This is a genomic window from Microbacterium kunmingense, from assembly GCF_023155745.1.
Classification (GTDB): domain Bacteria; phylum Actinomycetota; class Actinomycetes; order Actinomycetales; family Microbacteriaceae; genus Microbacterium; species Microbacterium kunmingense.
In genome coordinates this window covers 44,999-64,544 of record NZ_JAKNUS010000007.1, presented here as the reverse complement: position 1 = coordinate 64,544, position 19,546 = coordinate 44,999, and the positions used below count along the sequence as shown (strand labels likewise).

At 70.9% G+C, this 19,546-nt stretch carries 18 protein-coding genes; 9 read left to right on the top strand and 9 right to left on the bottom strand.

Annotation, left to right across the window (positions count from 1 at the left end):
• Positions 1-41 precede the first annotated feature (41 nt).
• From MA875_RS11450 to MA875_RS11435, 4 genes are all read left to right on the top strand, one after another.
• Entirely contained in the window at positions 42-776 is a 735-nt protein-coding gene (locus MA875_RS11450; RefSeq protein ID WP_248242419.1) for a hypothetical protein, read from the top strand.
• 153 nt (positions 777-929) lie between these two features.
• A complete protein-coding gene (locus MA875_RS11445) occupies positions 930-1,304 on the top strand; it encodes an ArsR/SmtB family transcription factor (RefSeq protein WP_248242418.1) in 375 nt (124 codons plus the stop codon).
• A 1-nt stretch (position 1,305) separates the two neighbouring features.
• The gene (locus MA875_RS11440; RefSeq protein WP_248242417.1) at positions 1,306-2,286 is read left to right on the top strand and encodes an SRPBCC family protein; all 981 of its coding nucleotides are present in this window, start codon (positions 1,306-1,308) and stop codon (positions 2,284-2,286) included.
• A 65-nt stretch (positions 2,287-2,351) separates the two neighbouring features.
• On the top strand, positions 2,352-3,254 hold the full coding sequence (locus MA875_RS11435) for a TerC family protein (RefSeq protein ID WP_248242416.1): 903 nt from the start codon (positions 2,352-2,354) through the stop codon (positions 3,252-3,254).
• A 28-nt stretch (positions 3,255-3,282) separates the two neighbouring features.
• On the opposite strand, the gene MA875_RS11430 is transcribed toward MA875_RS11435, so the two are convergent.
• A complete protein-coding gene (locus tag MA875_RS11430; protein ID WP_248242415.1) occupies positions 3,283-4,416 on the bottom strand; it encodes a helix-turn-helix transcriptional regulator in 1,134 nt (377 codons plus the stop codon).
• Positions 4,417-4,564: 148 nt separating this feature from the next.
• Between MA875_RS11430 and MA875_RS11425 the strand changes: the two genes are divergently transcribed.
• Positions 4,565-5,977: an FAD-binding oxidoreductase gene (locus MA875_RS11425; RefSeq protein WP_248242414.1), complete on the top strand. Its 1,413-nt coding sequence runs from the start codon at positions 4,565-4,567 to the stop codon at positions 5,975-5,977.
• Between the two features lie 442 nt (positions 5,978-6,419).
• On the opposite strand, the gene MA875_RS11420 is transcribed toward MA875_RS11425, so the two are convergent.
• The 4 genes from MA875_RS11420 to MA875_RS11405 form a co-directional block, all read right to left on the bottom strand.
• Positions 6,420-8,507 (bottom strand): APC family permease, encoded by a 2,088-nt coding sequence (locus tag MA875_RS11420; protein ID WP_248242413.1) that lies wholly within the window; start codon positions 8,505-8,507, stop codon positions 6,420-6,422.
• Positions 8,508-8,719: 212 nt separating this feature from the next.
• Positions 8,720-9,958: an amidohydrolase gene (locus MA875_RS11415; RefSeq protein WP_248242412.1), complete on the bottom strand. Its 1,239-nt coding sequence runs from the start codon at positions 9,956-9,958 to the stop codon at positions 8,720-8,722.
• An 87-nt stretch (positions 9,959-10,045) separates the two neighbouring features.
• The gene (locus MA875_RS11410) at positions 10,046-11,062 is read right to left on the bottom strand and encodes a LacI family DNA-binding transcriptional regulator (RefSeq protein WP_248242410.1); all 1,017 of its coding nucleotides are present in this window, start codon (positions 11,060-11,062) and stop codon (positions 10,046-10,048) included.
• A gap of 46 nt (positions 11,063-11,108) precedes the next feature.
• Positions 11,109-12,791, bottom strand: coding sequence for a glycoside hydrolase family 13 protein (locus MA875_RS11405; protein WP_248242409.1), 1,683 nt, complete (start codon positions 12,789-12,791; stop codon positions 11,109-11,111).
• Between the two features lie 66 nt (positions 12,792-12,857).
• On the opposite strand from MA875_RS11405, the gene MA875_RS11400 reads away from it, so the two are divergent.
• The 4 genes from MA875_RS11400 (at position 12,858) to MA875_RS11385 (ending at position 16,043) form a co-directional block, all read left to right on the top strand.
• Positions 12,858-13,391 carry an adenine phosphoribosyltransferase gene (locus tag MA875_RS11400; protein WP_248242408.1) on the top strand — a complete coding sequence of 178 codons (534 nt, stop codon included), beginning with the start codon at positions 12,858-12,860 and terminating at the stop codon, positions 13,389-13,391.
• A 64-nt stretch (positions 13,392-13,455) separates the two neighbouring features.
• Positions 13,456-14,259, top strand: a complete 804-nt coding sequence (locus MA875_RS11395; RefSeq protein ID WP_248242407.1) for a MerR family transcriptional regulator — start codon at positions 13,456-13,458, stop codon at positions 14,257-14,259.
• A gap of 183 nt (positions 14,260-14,442) precedes the next feature.
• Entirely contained in the window at positions 14,443-14,820 is a 378-nt protein-coding gene (locus MA875_RS11390; protein ID WP_248242406.1) for a YciI family protein, read from the top strand.
• On the top strand, positions 14,817-16,043 hold the full coding sequence (locus tag MA875_RS11385; RefSeq protein WP_248242405.1) for an RNA polymerase sigma factor: 1,227 nt from the start codon (positions 14,817-14,819) through the stop codon (positions 16,041-16,043). The genes MA875_RS11390 and MA875_RS11385 overlap by 4 nt, the downstream gene beginning before the upstream one ends.
• Positions 16,044-16,068: 25 nt before the next feature.
• Here the strand turns inward: MA875_RS11385 and MA875_RS11380 are convergent, their stop codons facing one another.
• From MA875_RS11380 to nirD, 4 genes are read right to left on the bottom strand one after another with little or no spacing between them, the layout of a single operon-like run.
• Complete coding sequence (locus MA875_RS11380) at positions 16,069-16,770, bottom strand: sirohydrochlorin chelatase (protein WP_248242404.1); 702 nt, start codon at positions 16,768-16,770, stop codon at positions 16,069-16,071.
• Positions 16,767-17,912, bottom strand: a complete 1,146-nt coding sequence (locus tag MA875_RS11375) for a uroporphyrinogen-III synthase (protein WP_248242403.1) — start codon at positions 17,910-17,912, stop codon at positions 16,767-16,769. The genes MA875_RS11380 and MA875_RS11375 overlap by 4 nt, the downstream gene beginning before the upstream one ends.
• On the bottom strand, positions 17,909-19,141 hold the full coding sequence (gene cobA, locus MA875_RS11370) for a uroporphyrinogen-III C-methyltransferase (protein WP_248242402.1): 1,233 nt from the start codon (positions 19,139-19,141) through the stop codon (positions 17,909-17,911). Before cobA ends, MA875_RS11375 begins: the two co-directional genes overlap by 4 nt.
• The gene (gene nirD, locus MA875_RS11365) at positions 19,138-19,545 is read right to left on the bottom strand and encodes a nitrite reductase small subunit NirD (RefSeq protein ID WP_248242506.1); all 408 of its coding nucleotides are present in this window, start codon (positions 19,543-19,545) and stop codon (positions 19,138-19,140) included. The genes cobA and nirD overlap by 4 nt, the downstream gene beginning before the upstream one ends.
• Position 19,546: the final 1 nt, after the last annotated feature.

Sequence of the window (19,546 nt, the reverse complement as noted above, 5' to 3'; positions counted from 1 at the left end):
CCTTCAGCCTCGCTTCAGCACCCGACGGGCACGCTGAGGGCATGAGCGAATCGACCCGTGACCCCCAGATCCCCGCCGCCGGCACTGCCGTCCCCACCGAGCCCGCCCTCCCCGCCGACTCCGCCGCCTCCGCGCCCGCCTCCGCGACCGCCCCCGACCGGAAGCGCCCGCGCACGCGCACGCTGCTGATCGCCGGGGGGGCCGTTCTGGGCGGGCTCCTCCTCGCCGGAGGGGGCGTCGCCGCCGGTGCGGCGATCGCCGACGCGTTCGAGGATGACGACGACGACCGGGCCGTCGTCGGCGCGACGACGAGCGACGATGACCGCACCGGTGGATCGGCCGGAACGGCCGCCCCCGACATGGGCACCGACTCCGCGGCGGAGCTCAGCGACCTCATCGCGGCTGCTGCCGAGGTCGCCGATGGCGACCCGGTCGCCATCGACGCCGAGCGTGACGGCAGCTGGGATGTCGAGTTCCGCACCAGCGCCGGCGACGAGACCGAGGTGCGCGTGAGCCCGGACGGTCAGGCGACGGTCATCTCGACCGACACGGCGGACGACGACGACAAGGCGCCGCAGGGCGTTCTCGACCCCGCGACCGTCGACGCCCTCGTCGCAGCGGCGCTCGGCGAGACCGAGGGACGGATCACCGACCTGGAGGTGGATGACGACGCCACCTCTCCCTACGACGTGACCGTCCTCACCGACGACGCCCGCTTCATCGATCTGAACCTCGACGCCGACTTCGCCGTGCTCACGGCCGACGTCGACGACTGACGAACGCGACGTCGCCTTACCGAACGGCCCGGGCGGAAGCCCGGGCCGTTCGGCGTCGCACCGACGGAAGATCTCGCTCCCCGGAAACGTCGTGGTCCGCCCCGGGCGGGCGACCCTTGACAGGCCGCACTCGCACGTCTAACGTACAACCAAATGGTTGTACAAACGGAGTTGACCGATGACGAGATCGACCGCGTGTTCCACGCGCTCGCCGCAGCGACGCGTCGCGACATCCTGCGCCGCGCGATCGAGGGCGAGCATTCCGTCTCAGGTCTGGCCCGCGAATACGACATGTCGTTCGCCGCGGTGCAGAAGCACGTCGCGGTGCTCGAAGCGGCCGGCCTCATCGTCAAGCGCGCCGAGGGCCGGGAGCGTCTGGTCCGGGCCGACCCGACCATGATCGCCCGCGCCCGCGCGTTGCTCGCCGCCTACGAGGCGCTGTGGCGCTCGCGCATCTCGCGCCTCGACCAGCTGCTCGCCGAAGATCCGCAGACACCGACATCCGCAGCATCCAACGAAGGAGAATGACATGCCCGTCACCGATGTCACCACCGATCCCGAAGCGCTCACCATGACGCTCGAGGCCGAGTTCGACGCATCCGTCGACCGCCTCTGGAGTGCCTTCACCGATCCGCAGCAGCTCGAGCGCTTCTGGGGACCTCCCGGCTGGCCGGCGCGCTTCCCGCAGTTCGACTTCACGCCCGGGGGCCGTGCTCGCTACGTCATGACCAGCCCGAAGGGCGAGGAGTCGTGGGGTTCGTGGGAGTTCCTCTCCATCGACGCCCCCCGCGGCTTCACGGTGCTCGACGCCTTCGCCAACGACGAGGGTGCGCCGCTCGAGGGGATGCCGGTGATGCGGGTCGTCTTCGCCTTCGAGGCGACCGCGACCGGGTCGCGCCTGGTCAACACCACCTACTTCGCCTCGTCCGAAGCGCTCGAGCAGGTCGTCGCCTTCGGCGCCGTCGAGGGGTCGACGCTCGCGATCAACCAGCTCGACCTGGTGCTGCACGACCTTCGCGAATACGCCGCGGGCCGCGGCACCGAACTGGAGATCCTCGGCGACCAGCACGTGCGCATCACCCGCGTCATCCGCGGTCCGCGCGAGCTGGTCTGGAAGGCCCACCACGACCCGGAGCTGACGAAGAAGTGGATGCTCGGACCCGACGGGTGGAGCATGCCCGTGGCCGAACAGGCCGAGGCCGTCGGCGACACCTACCGAAACGTCTGGGTGCCCGACCCGGGTGTGGAAGGGGAGGAGTTCGGCTTCGAAGGCGAACTCCTCCTCAGCGACCCGCCGCGTCGCGCGGTCACGACCGAGCGGATGATCGGGACGGACGGCCCCAGCACGATCAACGACCTCTCGTTCTACGAGGAGGACGGGATGACGCTCTTGACCCTCGTCATCGAGTACCCCGACGCCGAGACCCGCGACATGATCCTCGGCACGGGAATGGTCGACGGCATGGAAGCCAGCTACGCGCGGCTCGAGGGCGTGCTCGCGACGGTCTGACGACCGGCGGCGGGTCGCGAGATCACGGGGGGTGACCGGTCCGGTCACCCCCCTACGATGTGACCGTGGACTTCAGCTTCGCTTTCACGCCCGACCTGATCGCGGTCTTCATCACACTGTTCGTGCTTGAGATCGTCCTCGGCGTCGACAACGTCATCTTCATCTCGATCCTCGCCTCCAAGCTCCCCAAAGAGCAGCAGGCGAAGGCCCGGAACCTCGGGCTCACGCTCGCGATGGCGATGCGCGTGATCCTGGTCTTCTTCGCCGGATGGCTCATCACCCTGACCGAGGAGGTCTTCGCCATCGGCGACCTCGGGTTCTCGTGGAAGGACGTCATCCTCATCCTCGGCGGACTGTTCCTGGTCTACAAGGCGGTCACCGAGATCCATCACAAGCTCGAGGGTGCGGAGGAGCAGCACGGGGCGGGCGGATCGAAGGCGATCTCGTTCGGATCGGTGATCGGTCAGATCCTCCTTCTCGACATCGTCTTCTCGCTCGACTCGGTCATCACCGCCGTCGGCATGACGACGAACCTCGTCGTCATCATCACCGTGGTGGTGCTCTCGTTCGCCATCATGCTCTTCGCCGCCCGGTTCATCTTCGAGTTCGTCAACAAGCACCCCACGGTGAAGATGCTGGCGCTGTCGTTCCTCCTCCTCATCGGCGTGTTCCTCATCGCCGAGGGCTTCGGGTTCTACATCGACAAGGCCTTCATCTACGGACCGATGGCGTTCGCGATCTTCGTCGAGGCGCTGAACCTCACCTACGCCGCGCGGCGCGCGAAGCGCGAGAAGAAGCCCGAGCACCCGGTGCAGCTGCGCCCCCGCTACCGCGACGTCGACGAGTCGGTCGCCGTCGCCGCGGCGCTCTCGCGCGCGAAGGACCCGTCCGCCGGCGCCGTCGGCCTGTCGCGCAAGCCGGTCGCCGGGGAGGGCCCGGCCGACACGGAACGAGCGGGTCTGGGCTGACTCTCGTCCAGGCGTCCGTGCAGAACCGTCAGGGCGTGGCCGCGTACCACCCGGAGGGGGCGAGTTCGGACCCGGCACGGGAGAGGTACTGGTCGAAGTAGACCCGGGCGACGAGTTCGCGACGGCTGGTGACCCCCGCCTTGTCGAAGATCGATTTCAGGTGGTCCTGCACCGTGTACGGCGAGACGTGCATCGACGCAGCGATCTCCTTCGTGTCGGCGCCCCGCAGCACGATGGAGACGACATCGCGCTCCCTCGCGGTGAGGCCGAAGGCGGCCGCGACGAGATCCATCACCTCCTGCGGCCTCGCTTCCTCGATCGTGACCACGACGTCGCCGCCGCGATCCCCGAGCCCGCCGAGCGGCGCGGCGTGCAGCACCAGCCAGAGCCCGTCCGCCGCGCGCGCCCGCACGCGGGGGACACGGTCGGTCTCGCCTCGAGCGAGTCGACGCGCGGCGTCGACGAGCGCGTAGACGTAGACGAGCGGGTCGCCCATGCCCGGCAGCACCGACATCTGCGCCAGGTGCTGCTCCGCCGCGGGCGTGGACTGGATGATGCGGTTCTGCACGTCCACGATGACCACGGCGGGGCCGGTCTCGCGGACGGGTTGCGTCAGAGCGATCTGCGCGAGAAGCCCGGTGCGGATGCCGCGGGTGAATGAGGGCGCGACCGCGGCGAGGAACGCCAGCTCGTCCGCTGCGAACCCGTCGTCGTCGCTCCCGCGGAAGAGTGACACGTGTCCCCATCCCCCGCTGCGGTCGGCGAAGACGACGCGCGCCTCGTCGTGGAAGTCGAAGTAGGGCACGAGAAGCTCGGCCATACGGGCGGACCGATCCAGATCACCTCTGGTCTCGCGCTGCATGCCCACCGCGGTCCGGCCGGCCTGCAGCATCCCGCGGATCGCTGTCGGCTCCTCCCCGCCGTACTCGAGCTGAGACCACGAGACGTCCTGCTCGTTCCGACCGTCGAGTGCTCCGAGCTTGCGCGCACTCGAGACCATCGCGGTCGCGGGGTCGAGCGTCGACACGCAGGCGGCGACGAACGGGACGACCACGCCCAGTGCAGCCGCGGCTTCGTCCATGAACCGGTGCAAGGGGAGGCCGGCGCGCGACATCACGTCGATGTCGCTCCGCGCGCGCCCCAGCGCCAGTGCGGTGGCCATGCGAACAGTGTGCTCCTGCCGAAGCGGATGCACCATCCCAGGTATCTGGGATGCCCCAAGACCCCTCTCCCCTGGGATGGTGCACGAATCCGAACACCGTCAGACTCTCCGGCGGCGCCTCTCTGGTGCCTGCCCGATCGACATCAGAATGCTGGAGCTCATCATGACCCTGTCCGACACCACGACTGCCGCCGCCCGTCCGGATGCAGACCCGCGGGGCCCGCGCCTGCGGTCCGCCCTCGAAGATCTGATCGTGCTCCCCGGCGATGCCGAGTGGGATCTCGCCCGCATGCCGTGGAACCTCGCCGTCGACCAGCGGCCGGTCGCGGTCGCGCGTCCCCCGACCGCCGAAGACGTCGTGGAGATCGTGCGCGCGGCCACGGCGGCGGGACTCCGGGTCGCGCCGCAGTCCACCGGACATGCCGCCGCCGCTCTCGCCGACACCGGTCTCGCCGACACCGTCGTCGTCAGCCTGGCGCGCCTGCGCGGTGTCACGGTCGACCCCGTCTCGCGCACCGCGCGCGTCCTCGGCGGGTCGCACTGGAACGACGTGCTCGAGGCGACGGCGCCGCACGGGCTGACCGCTCCCCACGGAAGCGCCGGAGATGTGAGCGTTGCCGGGTACAGCTTGAGCGGCGGTCTGTCGTTCTACGCGCGGACGCACGGTCTGGCCGTGAACTTCGTCCGCGCCGTTCAGATCGTCACGGCCGACGGTGTCCTCGTCCGCGCCAGTGCTGAAGAGAACGCTGACCTGTTCTGGGCGGTTCGCGGGGGCTCGGGCGCGTTCGGGGTCGTCGTCTCGCTCGAGATCGACCTGCTTCCTTACGCGGATGTCTACGCCGGAATGCTGCTGTGGGATGCCGCGCACGCCCCCGAGGTCGCTCGCGCCTGGGCGGCGTGGACCGCGACCGCTCCCGAGAGCGCGACGACGACCCTTCGCATCTTGAATCTCCCGCCGCTGCCCGAGCTGCCGCCCTTCCTCTCCGGTCGGTCGGTCGTCGTCATCGACGGCGCGGTGCTCGAGACGGATGAGACGGCAATGGCGGCTCTCGCCCCGCTGCGGGAGCTCGCGCCGGAGATCGACACGTTTGCCCGCATTCCCGCCGCGGGCTTGGTCGCTGTGCACATGGACCCGCCGCAGCCGACTCCCGCGGTCACGGCGCATGCAGTGCTGGACGAGCTTCCGGATGCCGCGGTGGAGGCGTTCCTTCGCGCCGGATCCGACCGCGCACTCTTCATGACGGAGCTCCGCCACATCGGCGGAGCTGTCGCGCGCCCGGCCGCCGCCGGTGGCGCGGTGTCGGCTCTGCGGGGGCAGTTCGTCTGCCACGCGGTCACGATGGTTCCGGTCCCCGAGGCCGCGGCCGGCGCGGACGCGTCCGTTCGTGCAGCGGTGGCACACTTCGAGCCGTGGCACATCGACGTCTTGGCCCTGACGTTCGTGGACGGCGGCGGGGCGGACCGCCGGCTCGGTTACGGCAAGGCCGCCGGTCGGCTCAGTGAGCTCAAGCGCCGGTTCGATCCCGGCGCGGTGTTCTCGGCGGCCCAGCCGGTGCACTGACCTGGTGCGCCGCGGCGGTCAGGACGCGTGCGGTGATGTGGATGCCGAAGATCTGCAGCGCCCAGGTGCCGGCGATGAGCGAGACGGCGACGATGACGATCACTGCGAGCCCGACGAGCAGTCCGATCCGGCGCTGCTGGGCGGGGGTGCGGCCGGCGGTGACCTACAGGACCACCGGCAGCGTGCCGATCGGGTTGCAGATCGTGGACAGCGCCACGGCGCTCGTGATCAGGGTGGGGGCGGCGATCGTGGTGTCCATGCGGCATCCTCACGGGATCTCTAGGCCCGCGATGCCCTCCTCGCGGGTCACTCCACCCTCCCCAGGGGAGGACGATCGGTCCGGGCGCGTAGGTTTCGCCGCGAAACGTCCGCGTCTCGGCCGATCGTCCTCGAGTCAGTAGAGGGCGCGATGAGAGAGAAGAGCGGATGCCGCGGCGCGGCGTCACTCGTCGGGCCGGGCCTCCAGGCTCGAGCGCTCGGCGATCGGGGGCGCCTCGAGGTCGGGTTCGAACGGCCGGCCCGCGCGGTCCTGACCGGGGAGCGGACGCGAGCGGCGCCCGTAGATGAGCTCGGAGGAGTCCAGCAGCCACGGCACGAGGGTGATCGTCACGCCGTGGATGAGCATGAGCTGCTGGGCGATGCGCCGCGCGCGGCGGTTGTGGAGCAGCGTCTCCCACCAGTGCCCCACGATGTACTGCGGCAGGTAGACCGTGACGACGGCCGACCCGTGCTTCTCGCGGTACTGCCGGATGAACTCCGCGACGGGCCCGGCGTAGTAGCGATAGGGCGACTCGAGGATGACGAGCGGCACCGGCATCCGCTGGTCCTGCCATTCCTGCTGCAGGGCCTCGGCGTCGTCGCCGGCGACCGCCACGTGCAGGGCGATCGTCTTGTCGTGCTTGGCGGCGAGGGCGTAGTCGACGGCCTTGGCGACCGGCTTCTGCAGGCGGCTGACGAGGATGAGGGCGATGTCGCCCGATGAGCCGTACTGCACCGGCTCGTCGATGCGGATCTCGTGCTCGACGTCTCGGTAGTAGCGGTTCACGCCGATCATGAGGATCGCAAGGACCGGGATCGCGAGGAAGACCAGCCACGCCCCGTAGATGAACTTCGTCGCGGTGACGATGACGAGCACGGCGACGGTCATCGCGGCGCCGGTGGAGTTGATCGCCAGGCCCGTCAGGGCCGCGCGGCGCTCGGCGGCGGCGCGCGGGTCGCGCCGCGCTTCGACGCGGCTCGTCTGCCGAAGCTCTCGACGCCAGTGCCGCACCATGCCGATCTGGCCGAGCGAGAACGACACGAACACGCCGATGATGTACAGCTGGATGAGGGTGGTCAAGTTCGCCTGGTAGACGACGAGCACCACGATGGCAGCGAGGCCCAGGATGATCATGCCGTTGGAGAAGACCAGCCGGTCGCCGCGGGTGTTCAGCGCCTTCGGCGCGTAGCCGTCGCGGGCGAGCACCGATCCGAGGAGCGGGAAGCCGTTGAACGCGGTGTTGGCGGCGAGGAGCAGCACGCACGCGGTCGCGGCCTGCACGATGAAGAACGGGATGGAGCCCATCCCGAACGTGGCGGCGGCGATCTGCGCCATGAGGCTCGGTTGCGGAGTGGTCTCGCAGGCGAAGCCGACGAGGTTGCAAGGGTCTTCCGCGTAGTGCGCCTGGGAGATGAGTCCCACGGCGGTGAGGCCGGCGAACAGAGTGATCGCGACCCCGCCCATGAGCACGAGCGTCCACTGGGCGTTGCGCACCTTCGGGCGGCGGAAGGCCGGCACGCCGTTGGAGACCGCTTCGACACCGGTGAGGGCGGAGCATCCGCTCGAGAACGCCCGCAGGATGAGGAGGATCGTCGCGGCCTGGGTGAGCTCCTCGGCCTGCACGGCGTACTCGGCGCTCGACGCGATCGGCGGGTCGCCGAGCGCGGTGCGGATGAGGGCCACGACCACCATCACCGCGACCGAGCCGATGAAGACGTAGGTGGGGATCGCGAAGGCGAACGAGGCCTCGCGCACCCCGCGGAGGTTCACGACCACCAGCAGGATGACGAAGCCGACCGCGAACTCGATGCGGAAGGGCGCGAGCTCGGGGATCGCCGAGATGATGTTGTCGACCCCCGAGGCGATCGACACCGCCACGGTGAGGACGTAGTCGACGAGGAGCGCCGAGGCGACGACGACCCCCGGCACCTCGCCGAGGTTCGTCCGCGCCACCTCGTAGTCGCCGCCACCCGTGGGGTAGGCCTTGATGAGCTGGCGGTAGCTCAGCACGACCACGATGAGGAGCACGACGACGGCGACCGCGACCCCGGGGCTGAAGGCGAGGAACGCGGTCCCGCCGATCAGCAGGATCATCAGCAGCTCCTGCGGCGCATAGGCGACCGAGCTCAGCGCGTCGGAGGCGAAGATCGGCAGCGCCCGGCGCTTGGGCAGCAGCTGGTCGTCGAGCTTCTCGGAGGTGAGGGGGTCTCCCAGCAGGAGACGTTTCGCGCGAGGGGATTCCTCCACCGGCTCGCGACCATCAGTCGTCACGGCCGATGACACTACGCCTGTCGGGGCGCGCGCGCACTCCGGCGCGGCGTGGCGGCCCTGGGCCGCGGTTCGCGGCGAGAGGACGATCGGCCCGCCGGAGGACTTTTCCGGCCGAAACGTGCGCGTCTCGGCCGATTGTCCGCGCGCGGGGAGGCCGAGCGGAGGCGGCGCGGACGACGGGTGCCCGCGCTGTGGGGGAGAGGATGCCGCGGCTAACGCGCGGCGAGGAACTCCCGCGCCGCGGTGACGAGGTTCGCCACGCCGTTGTCGAGGGTCGGCTGCAGCAGCGGCGCGAAGAACGGCGAGTGGTTGGTGGGGATGTCGCGTTCGATGCTTCCGGATGCCGCGGCGTCGGCGTACACCTGAGGGTCGACCCCTCCCCAGAACCAGAAGACCAGCGGCACGCCCGCCTCGCGGGCGAACCACGAGACATCCTCGCTGCCGGTGAACATGCCCGGGTCGACGACCTTCTCGTCGCCGAAGGCGCGGGCGAAGGCGGCGCGCAGGCGCGCGGTCGCCTCCTCGTCGTTGATCGTCGGCGGGAGACTGTGGTCGACCTTGATGACGGGCTCCTCCTCGGCGCCGGATGCCTGCGCCTCGGCGCGGACGATGCGCTCGACCTTCTCCAGCACCCGGGCGCGGGCCTCGTCGTCGGGATAGCGGAGGCTGAGCTCGAGCACCGCCTCGGCGGGGATGATGTTGTTCTTCAGGCCCGCGTGGATCGACCCGACGGTGACCACGGCGACATCGCGCGGATCGGTCTCGCGCGAGACGACGGTCTGCAGCCGCATCACGGTCGCGGCGGCCATCACCACCGGGTCGATCGTCGCCTGCGGGCGCGAACCGTGACCGCCCCGGCCGAGGAGGGTGACGCGCAGTCCGTCGGAGGCGGCCATCTGGGTGCCCGGGCGCACGCCGATCGTGCCGGCGGGGAGCGGGGTGACGTGCTGGCCGAGCACGATGTCGGGGCGGGGGAACCGGTCGAGTACGCCGTCGGCGATCATCGCCTGCGACCCGGCGCCGTACTCTTCCGCGGGCTGGAAGACCGCGACCACGGTGCCCCGCCACTCGTCGGTGGTCGCGACGAGGCGCTCGAGCGCGCCGAGGAGGGCGGTGACATGCATGTCGTGCCCGCACGCGTGCATCACCGGCACATCGAGGCCCTGCGGGTCGACGCCGCGGGCGGTGCTGGCGTAGGCGAGACCGGTGCGCTCCTCGACGGGGAGGCCGTCCATGTCGGCGCGCAGCCACACGACCGGGCCGCGCTCGCCGTCGTCGGCATCATCGTTTCGGATCACCGCGGCAAGCCCCGTGCGCCCGATGCCCTCTTCGAACTCGATTCCCAGCTCCGTCAGACGCTGCGCGATGACACCCGCGGTGCGGGTCTCCTGGAACGACAGCTCGGGATGACGGTGAAGGTCGGTGTAGATCGCATCGAGGTCGAGGGCCATACCGCCGAGCCTAACGCGCCCCCGGGGCGCGGCTCCGGGCGGGCGCCGTTCGCGGTGCGGCGCTCGGCGCGGCCCGCCCCGCGGCGCTCAGCCGGCCGCGCGCGCGGTGGAGCCGCGCACGATCAGCTCGTACGGCAGGCGGCGCGACGGGCGGTCCTCGGGCGGCACCGTCGCGTCGATCTCGGCGAGGATCGCCGCCGCGGCCCTCTCGCCCTGCCCGAGCGGGAACTGGTCGACGGTCGAGAGTCGGAAGAACTCGCCCAGCTCGTGACCGTCGATCCCGATGATCGAGAGGTCTTCGGGCACCCGGTAGCCGAGCTCGCGGGCCGCGAGGAGCGCTCCGATCGCCATCTCGTCCGAGCCGGCGAAGATCGCCGTGGGACGCTCGCCGGGGCGCCCGAGCAGCTGCTTCGCCGCGCGGAACCCGCCCTCGATCGTGAAGTCGGCCGGTTCGTACAGGGCCGGCCGCGCCGGGAACCCGGCGTCGGCCAGCGCCTGCTCGAACCCCTGTCGCCGCTGCGTCGGCACGTGGAAGTCGACGTCGAACTCGGGGCTCGCGCCGATGTGCGCGATGTCGCGATGGCCGAGCGCGAGGAGGTGCTCGGTGGCGAGCCTGGCCACGGCGACGTCATCCATCGTCAGGGTGTCCAGCCGCGGGCTCGGCCCACCGATCGCGATGACCGGCAGGTCGAGCTGACGCAGCCGCTCGAGCTCCTCCTCGCCGAGCTCGAGCGAGATCGCGATGACGCCGTCCACGCGCTGGCGGCGCAGGAACGTCTCGAAGATCGCATGCCGCTCGCCGGCGTCGTTGGTCAGGCTGTACAGCGTGATGTCGTACCCGCGGCGCATGAGCGAGGTCGAGATGCCGCTCAGCACCGTGCTGAAGAACCAGCGGTCGAGGAACGGCACGAGCACGCCGATGTTGCGACGGCGGCCGGAGGCCAGGCTCGACGCCGATGCCGACACGACGTAGCCGAGGCTCTTCGCGGCATCCTCGACCCTCGTCTTGGCGGTCGCCGAGACGTGACCCCGGCCGCTCAGGGCGCGGGAGACCGTGGCGGTGGACACGCCCGCCAGGCGCGCCACCTCATCGATGCTGACCACGTCGCCCCCTCGCGTTCCGTCGCGCCGCCCCCGCGGCCGGTGCCCCTCAGTCCTCGGTCAGCCAGACCGCGGTGTCGACGGGCAGCGCGCGGCCGTCGATCGGGCCGCTCGCGACCAGGATCTCACCCGCCGGCAGCTCCACCGGTGCGGCGCCGAGGTTCGCCACGACGCGCACCGAACCATTCCGGAACGCCACCACGTCGTCGCCGAAGCCGTCGAGCCACTCCAGCTTCCCCGCGCCCAGCTGGTGGGTGCGGCGCTCGGCGAGCAGGCTCCGGTACAGCGACAGGGTCGACGAGCCGTCGGCGCGCTGGACGTCACGGGCCACACCCGCCCAGTCGGTCGGCTGCGGCAGCCAGGCCTCGCCGTTCGGGCTGAAGCCGAAGGCGGGGGCGTCGCTCTTCCAGGGAAGCGGCACACGGCAGCCGTCCCGGCCGTAACGCTCGCCACCGGTGCGGAACCAGGTCGGGTCCTGACGGGCGTCGTCGGGCAGGTCGACGACCTCGGGGAGGCCGAGTTCCTCGCCCTGGAACAGGTAGGACGACCCGGGGAGGGCCAGCATGACGGTGGTCGCCGCGCGGGCACGCCGCAGTCCGACATCCGCAATCGGCTTGCCGGGGGAGTTCGGTCCGATGCCGTGCCCCTGTGGGTTCTCGGCCGTGAGCGCCAGGCGCGAGGCGTGGCGGACGACGTCGTGGTTCGACAACACCCAGGTGCTGGGCGCGCCGACGCCCGGGAACGCCCGCAGCGACTCGTCGATGACCTCGCGCAGCTCCGCGGCGTTCCACGGCGTGGAGAGGTAGGGGAAGTTGAAGGCCTGGTGCATCTCGTCTTCGCGCACCCACAGCGCCGTCTTGTCGGCGGTGGGGAGCCACGCCTCGGCGGCGAGCACGCGGTCGCCCTCGTACTCGTCGAGGAGCTCGTGCCAGTCGCGGTAGACGTCGTGCACGCCCTCCTGGCCCCAGTAGGGGACGTCCACCTCGCCGCCGCCCATCGAGTCGGCGGTGGAGGGCGGGGTGTAGTCGGGCAGCCCCTCGGCCTTGACCAGGCCGTGAGCCACGTCGACGCGGAAGCCGTCGACGCCCCGGTCGAGCCAGAAGCGCAGGATGCGGCGGAACTCCTCGCGCACCTCTTCGTTGCTCCAGTCGAAGTCGGGCTGCGAGGTGTCGAAGAGGTGGAGGTACCACTGGCCGGGGGTGCCGTCGGCCTCGGTCACGCGCGTCCACGCCGGGCCGCCGAAGACCGACTCCCAGTTGTTCGGGGGCACGTCGCCGTCGATGCCACGACCCTCGCGGAAGATGTAGCGCGCGCGCTCGGGGCTGCCGGGCGCGGCGGCGAGAGCCTGCTGGAACCACTCGTGCTGGTCGGAGGAGTGGTTGGGGACGAGGTCGACGATGACCCGGATGCCGCGGGCGTGCGCTCCCTCGAGCATGTCGTCGAAGTCGGCGAGCGTGCCGAACAGCGGGTCGACGTCGCAGTAGTCGGCGACGTCGTAGCCGGCGTCCTTCTGGGGGCTACGCATGAAGGGGGAGAGCCAGATCGCGTCGACACCGAGCTCGGCGAGGTCGTCGAGGTGGGCGGTGACGCCGGGGAGGTCGCCGATGCCGTCACCGGAGGTGTCGGCGAAGGAACGCGGGTAGATCTGGTAGATGACGGCGGTGCGCCACCACTCGGAGCCGGGGGTGGAGGCGCGGTCTGCGGGGGAGGTGACCGTATCGGGCGAAGTCATGCGCTCACAATACTGCAAGCGCTTACATTTTCCTGAGTGTGTGAGGCGCGGGACTAGGGTGGCGGGGTGAACGCCTCCGGCCCCCTCGCCCGCGCCGAATCGCTGATCACCGTCATCCCCGACTATCCGTCGCCGGGCATCCAGTTCCGCGACATCACCCCGCTCCTCGCCGACGCCGACGCGCTCCGCGCCGTCATCGATGCGCTGATCGCTCCGTTCGCGGGCACGTTCGACGTGGTCGCCGGCGTCGAGGCGCGCGGGTTCCTCCTCGCCGCCGCCGCGGCGATCGCCGCCGACACCGGCGTCGTGCCGGTGCGCAAGGCAGGGAAGCTGCCGCGTCCCGCGGCCGCGGTCGAGTACGCGCTGGAGTACGGTCACGCCACGATCGAGGTGCACGACGACCTGCCCCGCGGCACGCGGGTGCTGCTCGTCGACGACGTGCTCGCCACCGGCGGCACCCTCGCCGCCGCGCACGAGCTGTTCGCCGCCGTCGGAGCGCAGGTCACCGGCACCGCGGTGCTTCTCGAGCTCGAGGCGCTCGGCGGTCGCGCGGTGCTGGGTCGCGTGGAACGTGACATCCACACCGTCTTCCGAGTGTGACGGAGTGAACCCGAACCCTGGTGCTTGACCCTGACACGGTGTCAGGCTCTGTCGTGGAATCACCATGTTGAGCATCGGAGAGTTCGCCCGGCTGGCCGGAGTGTCGGTCCGGATGCTGCGTCACTACGACCACCTCGGTCTCCTCACGCCCGAGCGGGTCGACCCCTGGAGCGGCTACCGCTCCTACGGTGTCGGTCAGCTCGAGCGCGCCAACCGCATCGTCGCCCTGAAAGATCTCGGGTTCACCCTGGATCAGGTCGGACGGATGCTGGACGGCGGCCTCTCGCAGGAGGACGTCGCGCTCCTCCTCCGCGAGCGGCGCGAGGAGCTGCGGTCGCAGATCGCCGCAGACCGGCATCGGCTCGCCGCCGTCGAGGCGCGTCTCCGCGTCATCCAGAAGGAGATTCCCATGACGGAATACGTCGAAACCGCCCTGCCCGAGCTGCACGTGGTGCAGGAGACGATGCGCATCGAGGAGATGTCGCAGATCGAAGCCGAGATCGGGTACATGTTCACCCGGGTCAACGAGGCGATCGCTGCGGCCGGGGCGGTGCACACCGGGCCGGGAGTGGCGATCTACACCACCGACGGAGATGGCATGATCGCCGCCGCGGCGGAGCAAATCGGGGATGCCGCGACTCCGGCCGGTCTCGAGCGGGCGACCGTGCCCGCGGCATCCCGCGCCCTGACCGGGCGGTACGAGGCCGATGATCTGCTGGGCATCCAGCGGGCGTGGCAGGACCTCGTCGCCGAGATCGACCGCCGGGGGCTCACGCCCGCGGGTCCTGCCCGCGAGGTGTACCTCGAGACCCCGATGGATCCGGGCGGCACCCGCTGGGTGGTCGATCTGCAGCAGCAGGTCGCCTGACCCGCCGGCGGGCGCTTCGACCGGGGCGGGCAGCGACGAGGCTAAACGCGCGGTGCGGCGCCCCTTCCTCGCCGAAACCCCCCTTTCCCGCCGAAACAGGGCGAGAGAGCGTGTCGAGAAACGGCACCCGGCTCCGACACACTGAGAGGGCCGCGCACAGCGGCCGGAAGCGAGGGAGTTCCGATGCAGTACCTGATCCTGATCCACAACAGCCCGGCCGTGATCGACCTGTTCGCGAAGATGAGCGACGAGGAGCGTGCGGCGGCGTTTCAGGTCTACTGGGACGTCGAGTCCGACCTGCAGGCCACCGGCGAGCTGGTCGACTCCAAGGCGCTCGACACCGACGCACAGCAGCAGGTCACCCGCGGTGCCGACGGTCCGGTCGTCACCGACGCACCCCTGCCGGAACTGACCGAAGTGGTGTCGGGCTACTACCTGGTGGATGTCGCCGACGAGGCCCGTGCCGCCGAGATCGCCGCACGGTTCCCCGAAGCCGTGGTTCCTGGCGGCATGCGGATCGCGCGCATATGGACCGACGCGGACTTCGCCGCCAACACGTGAGTCGGCCGCCGCTCGGGGCACTGACCGCCGCCGTGCGGTCGGCGGCTCCACGCGCGCTCGCGGTGATGGTGCGCCGGACGGGCGCCTTCGACGACGCGGAGGACGCGGTGCAGGAGGCGCTCCTCGCGGCATGGGGCCAGTGGCCGCGGGAGGGGATGCCCGAGAATCCTGCCGCGTGGCTGGTGTCGGTGGCGTCACGCCGGTATGTCGATGCGGTCAGATCAGATGCCGCGCGGCGGGCACGGGAGGAGCGGGCGACCCGGCAGGAGCCCGGCGGCGCCGTCGCGGCCGACGTGGACGACACCCTCCGCCTCTTCCTTCTGTGCTGTCACCCGTCGCTGTCGCCCGCGTCGCAGATGGCGCTCACCCTGCGCTGCGTGGGTGGGCTCACCACCCGGGAGATCGCGCGCGGACTTCTCGCCACCGAGGCGACCGTCGCGCAGCGGATCTCGCGGGCGAAAGCCACGCTTCGCGGCGTGCCGCTCGAGCCGGGCGGCGAGATGACGGAGCGGATCCCGGTGCTCCTCGATGTGCTGAGCCTCATCCACACCGAGGCGCATTCGGCCGTCGAGGGCGAGGACATCACGAGGCCCCTCCTCGCCGCCGAGGCGCTGCGGCTCGCTCGACTCCTTCTCTCACTCGGTCGCCCCGACGACCCGTGGCGCCCGGAGGCCGCGGGATTGGTCGCTCTCATGCTTCTCACCGATGCGCGTGCGCCCGCGCGCGCAGACCGAGAGGGCCTTCTGGTTCCGCTCGCGCATCAGGACCGGAGCCTGTGGCGCGCCGACCTCATCGCCGAGGGCGTCGAGCTCCTCACCGACGCGCTGACGCAGGAGCGCGCGGGGCGCTATCAGGTTCGGGCCGCGATCGCCGCGGTGCACGACGAGGCTGAGACAGCGAGCGGCACCGACTGGCGACAGATCCTTGGACTGTACGAGGTGCTCTGCCGCCTCGACCCGGGCCCGGTGAGCGAGCTCGGCCGGGCGGTCGCGGTGGGGGAGGTGGTCGGTCCGGACGCCGGCTTGCAGGTCGTCGCGGCGGTCGAGGGCAGAGCATCGCCGCTCCGCGTCGCGGCAGTACGGGCGCACCTGCTCGGTCGCGCCGGCCGCGCGGACGAGGCGCGGCGCGAGTACCAGCGGGCCGCGGGCTTGACCCGCAACGGAGCAGAGCGCCGGTGGTTCCGCAGCGCGGCGGGAACCGTACGAAGGACGCCTGGTCGTTGAGCCAGGAGCGGAGCGATGCGCTTCGCTACGCGGCAGCCGAGTTGAGTGTCGCAAGTGACGCCTGAAATCGGCTGCGCACGATTCCCGCCACACGCACGTCGGGGGCGAGCGGTTCGGTGGCGATGTCTGCCCCGCACGACGCAATGCGGCCCGCGAAGAAGCCGGGCGCGAGTACGTAGCTTGCGACGATCACGCGGCCGGTGCTGCGTTCGCGCGCCATGGCGACGGCTTCCTCGATGGGTGTTCCGGCACCGGCGGCGAACCCGACATCGATGTGGCGACCGACCTTGTCGGCGAGATCGCGCGCGACTTCCTGCACGGCCACTGTGGCCGCGGGGTCGGAGGATCCCGCCGCGGCGAGGACTATCGCATCGTCGTCCCGCACTCCGCTGGATGCGAGTCGATGCTCGAGCACGGCGGTGATTAGTGGGTGCGGACCGAGCGGATCCGCCGCCACAGCGCGTCCCGGATACCGGCCGACGGCTCGCGCGATGTCGACTTTCACGTGGAAGCCTGTCGAAAGCAGCAGGGGGACGACGACCGCTGTGCCGCGGCGGACAGCGGTAGCCACGACATCGTCAACGGCCGGCTGTTCGACGTCGACGAACGCCTGCTCGACGCGGATGCCGGGGACGAGGCGAGCGACCTGGGACGTCAGAAGCTGGATGGCGCGTCGGCCGGCGTCGTCGCTGGTGCCATGCGAGCACGCGATCAGCGTGGTGGTCATCGGGCCTCCTCGGTTTCGACCGTGTCGAGGCGGTATCCCCGTTTGACGACGGTCTTGATGAGTTGGGGGGCAGCCAAAGCGTCACGCAACCTGGCTACCGCAACCTCGACGGCATGCTCGCTGTCGGCCGATCGCGGCAGGGCGCGCTGGAGTTGAGGACGACTCACCACGCCGCCTGCCCCGTCGACCAGAACGGTGAGCACGGCGAGGCCTGTTCGTGAGAGCGGCGTGAATCGTCCGTCGAGGATCGCGCCTCCGCTGCGCAACTCCAGGCGACCGGATGTCGTTTCAATGAATCGCGCGTGCCCTCCGCCGAAGTGCGTGACGACAGCACGCACCAGCGAACCAAGGCGACCGCGCTCCGCGATGAGCGGGGTGATTCCCGCGGCGACAAGAGGCCCCGCGGTGATGGGACCGACGGCAGCCGCCAGCAGGCGACCGGCGGCTGAGAGGGCCGCGATCTCGCCGAGCGCCCCGGCTCGCTCGGCTGCGGCGAGCCACTCCGCAGCACCAGGCGCGGAGGTGAAGAGCACCGCGTCGACCTCACCGCTTGCGGCCGCGACGACCGACTTGGTCACCACCGTCTCATCCGGCGGTGGCCCCCAGCGGTAGACAGTGAGGCTCGAGACGAGAGCGCCCGCGCCCGTGAAGAGCTCGTCCAGCCCGTCGGAGCCGGAGCCGTGGTGCTGCACGGCGACGCGGCGGCCAGATACGCCCTCGGCGAGGAGGAAGTCGCCCAGTTCGGCGGATGTCTCGGACTCGGCGACCCAGTCGGCCGTGAACCCTGCCTGTTGGATCGCGCCGCGGGCCTTTGGGCCGCGGGCGACGATCTGGGCCGAGGCGAACGCACGACCGAGGTCGTCGAGCAGGCCGGCCTCGTCGGCGGCTTCCATCCACCCGCGGAATCCGACGCCGGTCGTCGCGACGACGATGTCGGGCGGATGCTCGACCAGCTCGCGGGTCGCTGCTATCAGGGCCTCGTCGTCGATGTGGGGGACGATCGTGAGCGCGGGTGCGTGCCGCACCTGCGCGCCGTGACGCTCGAGCGCCGCGGCCAGCTCTGACGACCGCCGATCGACGGTGATCACGATGGAGCAGCCGATCAGCGCTGTCGAGAGCGCCGGACGCACGGACGAGGTCACCGGACCGTCTCACCCGCTTCCTCGTGCACGCCCAGCAGGAGGCTGGCGCGCGCAACGTCGCCGATCACGATGACAGCTGGGTTGCGGACCTGGGCCGCCTCGGCGTCGAGGTGGGCGCGACCGAGTGTCGTCCGCGTGGTGCGTTGCTGCGGGGTGTGCCCGTTCTCCACGATTGCAACGGGGCGCGAGGCTGGTACGCCGGCCTCGACGGCGGCGGACACAAGTTTTCGCAGCGCGGCGACGCCCATCAGCACCACGGTCGTGACGGAATCGTCGCGCAGTGCGTCGAGCGTGGACGACGTGACCTCCGCCTGGCCGTTGACGACGTGGAAGCCGACGGCGGTGCCGCGGTGCGTCACCGGTATGCCGGCCGCTTGCGGCACGGACACGACGCTGGTGAGTCCGGGAACGACTTCGACAGGGACGCCGGCGGCCAGGCATGCCGCGACCTCCTCGCCGCCCCGCCCGTAGACGAACGGGTCACCGCCCTTGAGCCGCACGACGCGAAGCCCGAGCCGCGCCCGGTCGACGAGGATTTGATTGATCTCCTCCTGTGGCACCGGGTGGTGACCGGGACGCTTGCCCACGTCGATCACCTCGACGTCGGAATCGAGTTCGGCCAGTACGTCAGCAGGTCCCAGCCGGTCGGCGACGACAACGTCGGCTTCCGCGAGCAATCGTCGTCCGCGGATCGTCATGAGGTCAGTCGGTCCCGGACCGCCCCCGACGAGATCGACACGCCCTGCCGCGGAGCGGCGTCGGCGGCGCAGCGGCAGCCTCCCCTCTCGCAGCAGACCGGCGATCGCGTCGCGCAGTCGCGCAGCGCGCCGGGGGTCGACGCCGGAGTCCGACATGACCCCGACGACGACGTCGCCCGCGCGCGACTCGGCCGTAAGGCGCGCGCTGCCGTGAGCTCCGTTGGACGCGTTGATGCAGAGGATGCGGCGGCTCTCGCACCACGCAGCGACCTCGGCATCCACGCGCGGGTCACCCGTGGCGGTGTGCACGAGCCACGCGTCTTCGACGTCGTCGACGCGCACCGGACGGCTCTCGTGGCGCAGACCGTGCCGCTCGAGGAGCACCCGGGTGTCGTCGCTGAGGATCGGGGCCACGATCAGGATGTCGGCGCCGTCGTCGAGGAAGCGCGGGAGCCGACGGCCGGTGACGGCGCCGCCGCCGACCAGCACGACGCGGCGGCCAGCCAGCGAGATCCCCAGCATCGTCGTCATCGGTGGTCCTCCCAACGCACGAGCACATGATCCCCGTCGATGGCCACCGGCCACACCCGCAGTGAACGGGGCTCCGCGCCCTGGGTGTCGAGGCACACGCCCGTGCGCAGGTCGAAGACCTGCTTGTACATCGGGGATGCCACGGTGGGCACGTCATCTCGGCTGCCGACGATGCCGCGGGAGATCACGTGCGCGCCGCTGTACGGGTCGAGGTTGGAGACGGCGTGCACACGGCCGGGTGCACCGTCATGGCCGCGCAGGACGAACAGGGCGATCTGCGTGTCACGGAGAAGCGCTGCGCGGCCGCGCTCGATCTCGAGGTCGTCAAGGGCGCACACGCGCACCCACCTCGACGTCCGCGCACCAGCCTCGGCCCCCACGGCGGCGCGTACGGTTTCGACCATG